Below are 11,176 nucleotides of genomic sequence, written 5' to 3' on the forward strand. Positions count from 1 at the left end.
GCTAGGTTTTGCGCTCGTCTCGCAAACCCCCGCCGTAACGGCGACCGCGCCATTCGACGCCGCCTCCAACGTACGAGCGATAGACCGACGTCGCAAAGATCGCAAGCGTCAGGGCGAACCCGAGCGGCAGCGCGGCTCCCGAACCCGGGCGAAAGCGCGAGCGGCGCATTCCGATCTCGGCGGCCACAACGACGGCGGCCTCCGAGAGGCCGAGGATCGCGGCGGCTAGCCACTGCCGCTCGATCAGCAGCCAGAGCAGCGCAAGGGGCGTTAGCGGCGAGACGCAGGCGAGCAGCAGCGTTCCAGCAATCGTATCGAAGGGGCGCCCCCGCGCGCCGACGGCGAAGTTTTTGACGAAGCCTTGCCAGATCTCCGCAAACGACGCGTACATCCGCGTGCGAACGAGACCGGCGGCGCCGACGAGAAAGATCCCAAAGCGCCCGTCGCGCTTGAAACGGCGGGCCAGCTCGAGATCTTCGGCGATCTCGCCGCGCACCGCCTGATGACCGCCGATCCCTTCGTACGCCCTTCGCGAGCAGAGAATGTACTGCCCGTTGAAGATCGCGACGTCGCGCTTGCGCGGATCATTCACGTCGTCGACTGCGCCGATCCCAAGCATGATGACGAAAAGAATCGTGGGCAAGAAGAGCCGTTCGGCGAGCGAGATCGTCTCCTGGTCGGTCAGTAGGCTGACGACGTCGTAGCCGTCCGCGAGCGCGCGCTGCTGCGCGGAAGCGGCCGCGGCCGCTTCGTGCTCGGTATCGGCGTCGGTGAAGAGCAGCCACTCGCCGTGGGCGCGGCCGGCGCCCTGCCAAAGCGCCCAGGGCTTGCCGATCCAACCCTCGGGCAACGCGTCACCGGCCACCACATGCAGGCGTTTCTCGCCGGCCGCGAGCTCGTCGAGGATGCTGCGTGTCGCATCCGTCGAGCGGTCGTCGACCGCGATCACTTCGAAATTCGGATGCGCGGTGGCCAGCAGCGAGCGGACGCAGCGCGCAACGTTGCGCTCCTCGTTGCGCGCCGGTACGACGATCGACAGGCTCGGCAGATTCGGCACCGCTTCCTTCGTATCGATCGCGGCGTTTGAGCGCAGGACGACATCGAACGAGCGCCAAGCAATGATGACGTTACCGAGAACGAGCAGCGCGACGGGAGCAACGATGCCGATCAAAACCTCTTACCTGGCGGCGTCTACCGCCGCGTTGGTTGCCGCTTTGACGCTGGCATCCTGCAGCAGCGAGAGTTCGGAGCCGACGCCTCGCGCAGCGCCGCTTGCCGGAATTTTCAGCGCTCCGATGAGTGCGGCAGTCAGCCTGAGGTCTCGAGATAAGCCGTTACCGCGCGCTTTTGGGCGCGTGCGAGCCAGGCCTCAACGATGACGTCTTTCAGAAGGTTGGTCGAGATCTTCGGCAACCGGATCAGTACTGCCGGATAGCCGTCGAAATGCGGCGTCGTAAAGAATACCCGCGGATTACTCGCGAGCAGCACTTCCTTCATCTCCAGATCCGCGACGCGCACTCCTAAAATCGGACCGTCCGGCGCTTTCTCGCGCAGTGCGGCGAGATCGGATTTCCTCAGCGGGCGTTCCCACGTAAAGAACTTACCGTTGACCAGCCAGGCGGCGTTGCCGGCCTTCGTCGTCTCCTCGGCGGCGCCGGGCAGCGCCAGAGCAATCCGCCTGACGTCGCGCCAAGTCGCCATATCTGCCTAGTGGGAGGGTTACTGGGGCCGGCTTATCGCCGCGCCGACCGGATTGGAAACGATGCCGGCGCCAAAGGTCTTGAGCGCCGCGCCGCCGCTCGGATAGTTGTATTTCAGGACGGCCGACGCGCTTTCGTCCTGCGTGTTGGAATTCGGCACGACCGTTCGCCCGCGATCGAGGTCGAACTGCCAAGTCGCAACGGCGCCGCTCAGCGGCGTCGAACCGGTGAGGCTACCGTTGGAGCCGCCGATCGAAAACCGATAGATAACGGCGTTATACACGTCGCCGACGGCGACGCTTGTGCCGTCCCAGGCAACGCCGCCCGCCAACGAGATCGGCTGATTGAGAGCGATCTTGTGATAGCGCTTTCCCCGCGCCTTCAGTTCGCCGAAGGTAAAGTTGTCGAACGAGGCGTCCTCGCCGTCGATGAACAGGTTGCCCTTCGGATCGTAGGCGCACGAATATGGATGATCCATCACCTTATAAAACGACGGGGTGCCGGACGGCGCCGGGAAGATCGCCATGTCGCCGGGCCGGTTCGGGTTTCCGCTGCCGGTGTTGGCCACGGTGAGTTCGCCCGTAATCGGATTGACGTCGCAGGAGCCCGGATAGGCGCCTAGGCGATCGTTAAAGGTGGCAATCGGATTCGCGCCGCCGTGTGCGTATTCGAGGATCGTCGAGCCGAGCGCGTTCGGGATGAAAACATCGCCCTTCGAGTCGCTGCAGAGGCCGCCGGGCGCCGAGAATCCAGTCAGTGTCCCGGCAAGTTTGCCCTGCGGGTAGGTGAACACGTAGACGTCGTAGGTCGCGTCGTCGGAAACGTAGAGCAGTTCGCGGTTCTTCGCATCGGGCGTCATCCAGGAGTGCCCCGCGTCAGGGCGAGCGAGCAAGCCCGTTGCCAGCCACGGCAGGCGCGCTGCGGCCCGCTGCGTTGCCGCGGCAGCCGGTATGGTCGCGCCCGTGGGTGTCACGGCGGACTGGCCGGCGCACCCCGCAAAAAGTGTAGCCCCAAAGCAAAGAGCAACGCCGACGATCCGTCCCATGGAGCAATGATAGCGTCCCCCCGAACGCTGCCCAAGGGCCGGACTTACCCTTCGAGTGGGACCTTTGGACCGTCGAGGCGCTGGCCGAACGTAAGTGTGTTGCCCTCGGCGTCGACGAAGGCCGCGCGGCGGAAGAGCCCGGGTGCGGTTTCGATCTCGGGAGACGCGGCGCCACGGGCTGCGATCCCCGCTAGATATTCGTCCAGATCGGAGAGCAAGATCGTCACCAGCGCCTTGCCGGCACGCGCGACATCGCGAACGATGTAGACCCACGCCGTCTGCGTGACGCGCCACATCGCCTCGGCATCCTCCCTGACGACCACGTCGGGGTGCCGTCCGAAGAGAGCCTCGTACCACGCAATCGCACGTGGATAATCTGCGACCGCTATTCCCGCAAAGGCGTGCTCGATCTCCGGCGCCGTCGCCTTACGCCGATGGAGCGCGAAGCGGTTGCCATCGGGATCTTTTGCAAAGCACACCGAGCACGCCGGAAACTCGTAGACGTCGCTGGCCTCGACGCCGCGCTCCAGTAAACGCTGCTGTGCCGCGACGATATCGGCAACTTCGAAGTTGAGCCCGCTGCTCGTTCCAGGCTCGTATCCCGGCGGGTCGCCGTCGACCGCAAAGCTGCTCGACCCGACGTTAAATTCGACGAAACCTTCGTTGAACGCTCTCCCGATCTCCAACCCGAGGACGTCGCGGTAAAACGCAACCGCGCGAGGCACATCGCGAGCGGAGTACGCGATAAAGGCGATGTCTTTGATCACGTCACCTCACCGGCACGGCGTGGTGTGCCTTCGGCTGCGTTTCGGTCTGCAGTTGGCCGCACGCTGCGGCGATATCCCGCCCCATGTTCTGGCGAACGGTGACCGGAACGCCGGCCTTGTCGAGGGTTGCGGCAAACTCCCAGATGCGCGCGTCGCTCGTAGCGGCAAACGGGCCGTCGGGCGTCGAGTTGTAGGGAATCAGATTGACGTGATAGAGGCGGCCGCGCATCAAGGCCGCCAGCTCGAGCGCACATTTCTGGCTATCGTTCACGCCGGCCAGCATAACGTACTCGAAGAAGACCTTGCGATGCGTGCGCGCGACGTAGCGCTCGCAGGCCGCCATCAGCTGCGCGATCGGATAGCGCCGGTTGACCGGCATGAACCCCGAGCGAACGCTGTCGTTGGGCGCATGCAGCGAGATCGCGAGGTTCACCTGCGTGTGCTCTTCGGCGAACGCGTCGATTTTGTCGACGAGCCCGACGGTTGAGATCGTGATATGGCGATGCCCTAAGCCGAAGCCGTTGGCATCTTTTAGCAGCGCGACGGCCTCCATCACCGCTTCGTAGTTGTGAAACGGCTCGCCCATTCCCATGAAGACGACGTTGGTGATCCGTTTGCCTCGCGTCGCGAGTTCGCGCGCGAAGAACCACGCTTGATCGAAGATTTCGCCGGCGGTGAGATTCCGATTGAAACCGGCCTGACCGGTCGAGCAGAAGGCGCAGGCAAAAGCGCAGCCTGCCTGCGAGGAGACGCAGAGCGTCGTGCGATCGCCGTAGTGCTCCATCAGTACCGCTTCGACTTCCTTCCCGTCGCCCAAGCGAAAGAGGCCTTTTGTCGTCTGCCGGTCGTTCGAATGCTGCAGCACGAGCGGCTCGATTACCGAGAACCGGACGCTGCGCTCGGCCAGCGCCGTTCGCAGCTCCTTCGGCAGAGTCGTCACCTCGCTCGGTGCGGCGACCAGCTCTTTGTTCGCCGCTCGATAGAGCTGGCGTAAGCGGTAGGGTTTCAGGTCGAAGTGTGCGGCGAATTCGCCGGGTCCCGAGAAGTCGGCTCTGGCAACAACGTCGCGCAACCAAATCTCGAGCGGATCGCGAGTCATTCGAAGAGTCCGGCCTGCACGGCTTGCGCCGCGGCCTCCTCCGGCGGCGGCTCCTTCGGCTCGTCGAGCTTCGCGCGCACGGCTTTGAGGTCGCTCCACACCAGGCGTTTGACGGCCCCGATCTCCCCGCCGGTCTGACGCAGAATGTACGCGGGGTGAAACGTTACCATCAACGGTGTTTCCCGCGGTCCAGAGTACCACCGTCCTCGCATCTTCGTGATTTGAAAGTCTCGGCCGAGAAATGACTTTGCCGCCGGAGCACCGAGCGCCAAAATCACCTCGGGCGCGATGATCTCGATCTGCTCGTCGAGGAACGGGCGACAGTTCGCCATCTCCTCGAGCTCGGGCGCGCGGTTGCGCCGGCCATTGGGGCCGGCAAAGGTCGGCCGGCACTTCACGGTATTACAGATGTAGACGTCTTCGCGCGGCAGGTCGATGGCACCAAGCATTCGGTCGAGCAGCTGGCCGGCTCTGCCAACGAAGGGCCGTCCGAGCTGATCTTCGGTCTCGCCGGGTCCTTCGCCGACGACCATGAGCCGCGCGCCCGGATCCCCTTCGCCGTACACGTTGTTTTGGCGCTCGTATCCGATTGCGCAGCGCCGGCACGCGCTGGCGGCACCCGCTGCGCCGGCCAGCAGTTCGCGGCGTCGCTCGCGCTCGGCCTCGTTCACCGTCGCGGATCCTCCGAACTCAGCGAGACTGCCTTGCCGAAGGCGACTACCTTGCACGAGCCGTCGCCGCCCTCGGTAACGTAAAACTGCAAGCCGATCACGGCATTTGCGCCCAGCGATTCGGCCCGCCGCCGCAACGCTTCGAGCGCTTCGCCGCGCAGCTGCTCGGCATCGCTCAAGAACTCCGTACTCGCCAATCCGATCAGCATGCCCAGGCTGCGAAAGGTCGCGCGGAGGCGATTGCGGGGCCGCGACGCGCTTCCGGAGACGTATCCGAAGTTGTCCACCGTCCGGTAGCCTTCGAGATCTTCGAAGGTTACGAGGTTCGGAGCATCCGAAGAGGCGGGCATGCCGCAGGTTTCACCGTCGGTGCTCATCATCCGCCTGGACGCAATCGGCGACGCGCTCGCGTTGACGCCGGCGATTGCAGCCTTGCGCCAACGCGCGATTCCTGTCGACGTCGTCCTGCGATCCGCCAACGAGCACGCATTTGCCCCAAGCGCAGTACGCGACGTCGTCGTCGCAGCTTTCGAGCTGCGCTCCGATACGCCCGCGAACGTTCGGGAGATCGAGCGTCTCGGAGGCGAGCTGCGCGAACGCAAGTATTCGCACGTTCTCGTCGCCACTGAGGACGCCGGCGGCTACCGCCTCGCGGCGGCAGTAGACGCGCCGGTCCGTATCGGGTTTGAAGACATTGCCCGCAAGCCGTTTAAAGCGTTATGGTCGCGCCGCTTTCTGACGCAGAGTATCTACCGCTCCGCCCGTTTGACGGCCGCTACCGTACACGAATGCGAGACGCTGTTTCGTCTGGCCGCGCCGCTTCTCGACGACGCCGCGCCGACGCGCGATCTCGCGCAGCTGCGGCCGCTCGTTCTCGACGCGCAGCCCCCCGCCGACGGTCGTATCGCCGTGCAGGTGACCGATAAATGGGAACGTCTCGGCATACGCTTCGAAGAGGTTGTCGAGCTCGTCCGCCGGCTCGCTTCGGCCGGCGAGTTGAACCTTATTTCGTCGCGCAACGAGTCGAACTATGCGCAGCGTCTCAACGACGCGACGGACATCGCGATAGAGTACTTTGACGATACGGCCACGTGGAAAGCCGCGATCGCCGCAGCGCCGGCGATCGTCGCACCGGACTCGGGCGCGCTGCAGGTTGCCGGCATGGTCGGCACGCCGATCGTCGCCGTCTTTCCCGACGAATCGCTCTTCGCCGCGCGCGTGGCGCGCTGGGCGCCATGGGCCGCGCCGCATCGCGTGGTACGCGCGAGCAGCGGCTGGACGACGCTCGCCGCCGACGCGCTCGCGCAGCTGCTTTAAGGAGTGTGCTCCTAGTTGCAGCGCCCGATGCGGCGGTACAACGTAATGCCTTGCATGCGCGCAATCGGCGCGTACCGGCGTTCGGCCACCAGGCGCGCGAACCGGTTGCCGTACTCCTGCAGCCGCGCCGACTCGGGGAAATCGAAATCGAGTAAGACGAAGCACGCGCGCGTCTCTCGCGAGGCAAGTTCCGGCAGCAGACGCGCCAGCGGTTCGCGGCTCGCCAGGTGTGTGTAGGCTTCTTCTTGCGTCGCCAAACTGACGCCGCGCGGCAGGGTTTGTAAAAACGTGTCGAGCTCCACGTCGCGCGCCGCGATAGGCCGCAAATTCAAGCGGGGATGCAGCGGGTCGGCGACCGCAAACTCGACGACGCAGAGCGCAATGCAGGCAAAAAGCACGAGGCGCAACCGCCGCGGTGCGATTCGCCCCAGCGCCAGCGCGAATGCAAACAGAACGTATCCGATCCACGCGCCGGCGTAGTGCGAACCCATCGTGTACGTCGTCGACATGCGGGAGAGGAGCACTTCGGCGAGCGGAGCGGCCGCAAGCCATATCGCGGACGAGCGAAACGGCAGAAAGAGCAGCGGGCCGAAGGCCAGGAGAATGAAGCCGAGCCGTGCCGGCAGCGTCCCGAGCAGTGCGCGAGCATCGTCCCCGCTCCACTCGTAAAAGCGCAGCGGCTGCCACGGCAGCGCCGGCGCGGCCGCCGCTCGCGGAGCAATCAGCGCAAAGTACGCAGCAAACGTTAGAACGCTCGCCACGGCGATCGTTCCGGCGACGACCCCGCGTTTCGTTCCGCGAAACTTCCAGGCGCCGAGTGCACCCGCGATCGCGAGGAAGATCGCCTGATCTTCCTTGATCGAGAGCGTCACGATCGCGCCGGCTACCGTTCCCGCCAGCGAACCGCTCTCGAAAGCATAGAGCGTCCATACGACCGCCGCGGGCGCGAAGCCGTTCTCGTGGAAATCGCCGAAGATCAGGCCGGCAAGCGGCGGATAGAGCCACGCCGCCACGGCGGCCAGGCGCGCCGCGCGCACGTCCGCGCGAGCGCGACGGACCAGCGCGTAGACCGGCGGCGCGACAAGTGCGCCCGCGATCGCCTGCAGCGCGATGAGCGTGAAGGGCGATCGCACGAGCGCCACGGCAACCCCGACCGCGTAGAGCACGGGCGAGAAATGGAACGCCCAGTGGCTGCCTTCGATCGGATTGCAGAAGCAGCCGAACGCGCTGGCGGCAGTCTGCGCGAAGATCCCGAAGTCGACGAGGTTGCGGTGGACGTCGTATTTGAGCGTGCCCAGCGACGTCAGAAGCACCGCATAGACGATGCACCCGATCCAGAGGAAACGATCGCGCACGGAACGGCTAAGGGACGCCGCTCGCGCTGCGTTGCTGCAGGTAGGGCCAGACGAACGGATCGATGTCGCCGTCGAGCACTGCGCTTACGTTTCCGGTCTCGACGTTGGTCCGGTGATCCTTCACCAGCTGATACGGCTGCAGCACGTACGAGCGGATCTGCGAGCCCCATTCGTTGGCCTGGCGCTCGCCGCGCAGATCGTCGAGCTTACTCTGCCGCTCCTGGGCGGCCCTTGCGGCGAGCTTGGCACGCAGGATCGTGAGGGCGACGTTGCGGTTCTGCGCCTGCGAGCGCTCCTGCTGCGAGGCGACGATGATCCCCGACGGTACGTGCACGATGCGGACGGCCGATTCGGTTTTGTTGACGTATTGCCCGCCCGCACCGCCGGATTTGAAGGTCTCGACGCGCAGTTCGTCGGGCTTGATCTCGACGTCGCCTTCGCCTGCACTCACTTCAGGAACGACGTCGACCGCTGCAAACGAGGTGTGCCGGCGGTGCGCGGCGTCGAAGGGGGAGAGACGCACGAGGCGATGGACGCCGCGCTCGCTCTCCAGCATGCCGTATGCGTTGCGCCCTCGCACGAAAAAGGTGATCGATTTCAGGCCGGCTTCCTCGGCCGGCGACTCGTCGACGATCTGCGTGGAGAAGCCTTTGGCTTCGGCCCACCGCAGGTACATGCGCGTGAGCATCGCGGCCCAATCGGCGGCATCGACGCCGCCCGCGCCGGCATAGACGCTGACGATCGCATCGTGCGCGTCGAACTCGCCGCTGAAACTTGCGGCCATCTCCAACGCGCCGATCGCCGTTTCGGCGCTCGCAATGCTGCGATCGGCCTCGGCCTCGGCCGCCGGTTCGCCTTCAAAAAGCGAGAGCAGCTCGCGCGCTTCGGAGAGCGTTGCGGCGATTGCGTCGAACGCCGCGGCTCGCTCGCGCAGTTCCGATAGCTCCTTCATCACGCCCTGCGCCGACTCGGGATCGCTCCAGAACTCGTTCGCGCGGGACCGCTCGTCGAGTTCGGCTAGACGACGTCGTGCGGCAGCATCGTCAAAGACGCTCCTTGAGCGATTCGAGGCGCTCTTGGAGGCGGGCGATCGTCGTTCGTTGCGTTTCGCTCATGTCGTCGCCTCGTTTCTGCCGATCCCCGCGCGCCTCTTGCCGCCCGATGCCGCCGTCGTGAACGAAGGGCACTTTATCACGGAGGTTTCCATGTACGTTCAGCCGTTCGAAGGCTCGCTCGGCGCTAACTCGCTCTCCTCGCTGCCCGGCAACGCGCAGGAGGGCGGAACGCTATTCCAGGGCCCCAACGTGCCGGCCGCCGCCGACAATATTTCGCGCTTCGTGCCGCCCTGGCTCAACGAGGGGTCGGCCGCGGCGCCTTATGGAGAAGCCCCGTACAACAGCGCCGGTCTGCAAGGTCTCTTCGGCCCGCTCATGGGCATGCTGACGCAGTTGATGCAGATGCTGCAATCGCTCATGGGCTACAGCGGCGAGACTTCGGCGTACGGCGGCGGCAATGGCGGCTGCGCGCCACCCGGCGCGGAGCGCTTCTTCCAGAACGCGACGGGCTCGAGCGAAGGCGATCCGCACCTGAGTTTCAACGGATCGCGCTGGAATTCGATGTCGTCGCAACCCGATCTGCTCAACTCCAACTCGTTCGGCGGCGGCTATGAAATTTCGACGAAGGTCACGCAGCCCAACGGCCGCGGCGTCACCTGGAACCACTCGGCAACGGTTTCACTGAACAACGGCGCCACGAAAGTCAGCCTGAATAACGACGGCGAGCCGACGATCACGAGTTACGGCCAATCGGTGAATATCGTGCCCGGGCAAACCGTCAGTCTCGGCGACGGTGAGTCGGTAACCTGCAATCGGGATGGCTCGCTGCGCGTCACGGCCCAAAACGCGGATGGAGGCCGCTTGACGACGACCCTCACCGCGAAGGGAGAAGGGGTCGACGTGGACGTCACCGCGCACGACGTTGATCTGGCTGGCGCTCTTGTTAACGTTAACGGCCCAAATCCCGAATACTAAGGTGCGCGCCGAGCCGCCGTGCGCTTCCTTTGCTTCCGTAAATAACGGTCCGCCAGCCGCAGGGGAGGTCAATCCTCGCGATGAAAAGCTCGGCACTTACCTGCTAGCTACTCCTAGCTACTCCTTTTATCGAGGTTGATTGCGTATGTATAGGCACTCGCGGCTTGTCGGCATCTTCGGATGTGCGGCAACGCTCGCAATAGTGGGCTGCTCCGCAAATAGCGGCATGACGCCCAGCTCCGGGTCGGCGGCGACGTCGTTCGTCCAGCACACCTCCCCGACGGGGCCCGACTGGATCCGAGACGGGAACGTCGTTTACCTAAAGCCCCACTATTTCCCGACGCGTGAGATGGCGGCCGGGCGTAAGGTCAATCCGGACACTCAGTTTACGTACAATGGCGGCGCCCTGCTCGTGAAGCCCAAGACCTATCTCATCCTTTGGGGCTACCAGAAGTACGGCGATCCCGACAAGGTCGCGAAACTTCTGCAGACATACCTCAAGAACGAGGGCGGGAGCCTTCACAACAACATTTACACCCAGTACTACGAAACGGTCTCGGGCAAGAACATTTACGTTACGAACCCGAAGAAACAAGCCGGCGGCGTGTGGGACGATGAAAAGGATGCCGTTCCCACCAATCCGACCGATTCTCAGGTTGCGGCAGAAGCCAACGTTGGCGTGAAACACTTCGGCTACGATCCCAATGGCTCGTATATCGTTGCGACTCCGAACGGCCGCAACTCGATCGGCTTCGGCACGCAGTGGTGTGCCTATCACAGCGCCACCTATAGTGGCAACGTGGTTTCGTACACGAACCTGCCGTATATGCCCAACGCCGGCGGCTCTTGCGGCTCGGGCTTTCTCCCGAACCCGCCCAAGGGTGAGAGCGCAACCGACGAGGGCGTGACGATCGTCGAAGGACACGAGTACGGCGAGTCGATCAGCGATCCCCAACCCCCTAGCGGCTGGTATAACGGCGAGTACGGCGAAATCGGCGACATCTGCGCGTGGCAGGGAATCGCGAACGAGAAGTTCCACAAGAAGATGTACACGATGCAGCCGATGTGGAGCAACGCGGACGGTGGAGCCTGCATCCAGACGTACAACGGTTCGAATTAGTCGCGATCCCTCGACGGTAATCGCCGTCGGATGGAGCTAAAGGATGGGCCGCACGAAATGTGCGGCCCATCT

At 64.5% G+C, this 11,176-nt stretch carries 12 protein-coding genes and 1 pseudogene; 3 read left to right on the plus strand and 10 right to left on the minus strand.

What is annotated here, in order from left to right; all coding sequences use genetic code 11:
• Nucleotide 1: 1 nt before the first annotated feature.
• From VGG51_02725 to VGG51_02755, 7 genes are all read right to left on the minus strand, one after another.
• Nucleotides 2-1,171 carry a glycosyltransferase family 2 protein gene (locus VGG51_02725; protein ID HEY1881940.1) on the minus strand — a complete coding sequence of 390 codons (1,170 nt, stop codon included), beginning with the start codon at nucleotides 1,169-1,171 and terminating at the stop codon, nucleotides 2-4.
• Between the two features lie 137 nt (nucleotides 1,172-1,308).
• Entirely contained in the window at nucleotides 1,309-1,701 is a 393-nt protein-coding gene (locus tag VGG51_02730) for an MmcQ/YjbR family DNA-binding protein (GenBank protein HEY1881941.1), read from the minus strand.
• An 18-nt stretch (nucleotides 1,702-1,719) separates the two neighbouring features.
• A complete protein-coding gene (locus VGG51_02735) occupies nucleotides 1,720-2,673 on the minus strand; it encodes a hypothetical protein (GenBank protein HEY1881942.1) in 954 nt (317 codons plus the stop codon).
• A 116-nt stretch (nucleotides 2,674-2,789) separates the two neighbouring features.
• Nucleotides 2,790-3,512 (minus strand): VOC family protein, encoded by a 723-nt coding sequence (locus VGG51_02740; GenBank protein HEY1881943.1) that lies wholly within the window; start codon nucleotides 3,510-3,512, stop codon nucleotides 2,790-2,792.
• 1 nt (nucleotide 3,513) lies between these two features.
• On the minus strand, nucleotides 3,514-4,611 hold the full coding sequence (rlmN, locus tag VGG51_02745) for a 23S rRNA (adenine(2503)-C(2))-methyltransferase RlmN (GenBank protein HEY1881944.1): 1,098 nt from the start codon (nucleotides 4,609-4,611) through the stop codon (nucleotides 3,514-3,516).
• Nucleotides 4,608-5,282 carry a uracil-DNA glycosylase gene (locus VGG51_02750; protein HEY1881945.1) on the minus strand — a complete coding sequence of 225 codons (675 nt, stop codon included), beginning with the start codon at nucleotides 5,280-5,282 and terminating at the stop codon, nucleotides 4,608-4,610. Before VGG51_02750 ends, rlmN begins: the two co-directional genes overlap by 4 nt.
• Nucleotides 5,279-5,632, minus strand: coding sequence for a heavy metal-binding domain-containing protein (locus tag VGG51_02755; protein HEY1881946.1), 354 nt, complete (start codon nucleotides 5,630-5,632; stop codon nucleotides 5,279-5,281). The genes VGG51_02750 and VGG51_02755 overlap by 4 nt, the downstream gene beginning before the upstream one ends.
• Here VGG51_02755 and VGG51_02760 point away from each other — a divergent pair.
• Nucleotides 5,631-6,599 carry a hypothetical protein gene (locus tag VGG51_02760; protein HEY1881947.1) on the plus strand — a complete coding sequence of 323 codons (969 nt, stop codon included), beginning with the start codon at nucleotides 5,631-5,633 and terminating at the stop codon, nucleotides 6,597-6,599. The two genes, VGG51_02755 and VGG51_02760, sit on opposite strands and share 2 nt — an antisense overlap.
• 11 nt (nucleotides 6,600-6,610) lie before the next feature.
• Here the strand turns inward: VGG51_02760 and VGG51_02765 are convergent, their stop codons facing one another.
• The 3 genes and pseudogenes from VGG51_02765 to VGG51_02775 form a co-directional block, all read right to left on the minus strand.
• Nucleotides 6,611-7,954, minus strand: a complete 1,344-nt coding sequence (locus VGG51_02765) for a DUF2079 domain-containing protein (GenBank protein HEY1881948.1) — start codon at nucleotides 7,952-7,954, stop codon at nucleotides 6,611-6,613.
• 7 nt (nucleotides 7,955-7,961) lie between these two features.
• A pseudogene (gene prfB, locus VGG51_02770) lies at nucleotides 7,962-8,969 on the minus strand (peptide chain release factor 2).
• Between the two features lie 28 nt (nucleotides 8,970-8,997).
• Nucleotides 8,998-9,141 carry a hypothetical protein gene (locus VGG51_02775; GenBank protein ID HEY1881949.1) on the minus strand — a complete coding sequence of 48 codons (144 nt, stop codon included), beginning with the start codon at nucleotides 9,139-9,141 and terminating at the stop codon, nucleotides 8,998-9,000.
• A gap of 18 nt (nucleotides 9,142-9,159) precedes the next feature.
• Between VGG51_02775 and VGG51_02780 the strand changes: the two genes are divergently transcribed.
• Both VGG51_02780 and VGG51_02785 read left to right on the plus strand, forming a co-directional pair.
• Nucleotides 9,160-9,984, plus strand: coding sequence for a hypothetical protein (locus tag VGG51_02780; protein ID HEY1881950.1), 825 nt, complete (start codon nucleotides 9,160-9,162; stop codon nucleotides 9,982-9,984).
• Between the two features lie 145 nt (nucleotides 9,985-10,129).
• Nucleotides 10,130-11,104, plus strand: a complete 975-nt coding sequence (locus VGG51_02785; protein HEY1881951.1) for a hypothetical protein — start codon at nucleotides 10,130-10,132, stop codon at nucleotides 11,102-11,104.
• Nucleotides 11,105-11,176 lie beyond the last annotated feature (72 nt).

Origin of the sequence: Candidatus Cybelea sp. (genome assembly GCA_036489315.1) — a bacterium.
Lineage (GTDB): Bacteria > Vulcanimicrobiota > Vulcanimicrobiia > Vulcanimicrobiales > Vulcanimicrobiaceae > Cybelea.